A 963-nucleotide genomic window follows, 5' to 3' on the forward strand; every position below is an offset into this window, starting at 1 on the left:
ACCCCTTGTATCTGCACGAGCATGATTTGTGCGATGGAAGCGACTTAGCGCCTTGGCCGGTGGCTGCCGGCCAAGGCGCGTGGCGATGTCGCCCGTTAACCCCTCTGGCTACAACCGTGGGTGAGTTCTGGGACCTTCGCCATGTCACGTACGACCGAACAGTCGCTTGAGTTCCAATCGCATGGACAAGGCAGGTTACCGTGAAGCAGACGATTTGTGGAGTGGACGTTTCGAAGGCCAGGCTCGATGTCTGTATCGAACCCGGACGTCGGTTTGCGAGCTTCGATAACGATCCTGCGGGCATTGCAATGCTGGCCGCGTTCTGTCGCGAGCAGGCCGTCACGCTGGTGGCGATGGAGGCCAGCGGCGGTTACGAGCGATGGGTCTTCGTCGCGCTCTGGGAGCAAGGGATCAGTTGCGCGCTGACCAACCCTCGCAGCGTCCGCCGCTACGCCGAGGCGATGGGCATTCTGGAGAAGACCGACCGGATCGATTCCTCGGTCATTGCTCGCTTCGCTCTTGCCAAGGACCTGGCTCCGACCCCGCTGCCAAGCCGGGCCCAGCAGCGGTTGAAGGCCTTGGTTACAAGGCTCAGGCAGGTCACCGACGACCTGACACTCCAAAAGCAGCGCCGCGCCAGCACGTTCGACAACGTTGAGATGCGCGCGAGCATTGACGAGGTCATCGCCCTGCTGAAGCGGCAATCTCGCTCGCTCGAGGGCGAAATTGCCTCGATGATCGATGACGATCCGCTGTGGGCCAAGCTTGCCGAGACATGGCGCGAGATGAAAGGTGTTGCCGGACGGACCGTCGCCCGCCTTCACGCCGAACTGCCGGAGATTGGCACTGTGTCCAACAAGGCCATTGCCAAGCTTGCCGGTCTCGCCCCGATCGCCAATGACAGCGGCAAGCGAAAGGGGAAGCGACCCACCCGCGGTGGGCGCGCCGGCGTCCGCTCCATCC

At 62.8% G+C, this 963-nt stretch carries 1 protein-coding gene; it reads left to right on the forward strand.

What is annotated here, in order from left to right; all coding sequences use genetic code 11:
- Window positions 1-254: 254 nt before the first annotated feature.
- The coding region (locus QMZ05_RS40895) for a transposase (RefSeq protein WP_353705899.1) at window positions 255-963 on the forward strand (709 nt) is incomplete at its 3' end.

The sequence above is a fragment of the Bradyrhizobium sp. INPA03-11B genome, assembly GCF_040446015.1.
Lineage (GTDB): Bacteria > Pseudomonadota > Alphaproteobacteria > Rhizobiales > Xanthobacteraceae > Bradyrhizobium > Bradyrhizobium macuxiense_A.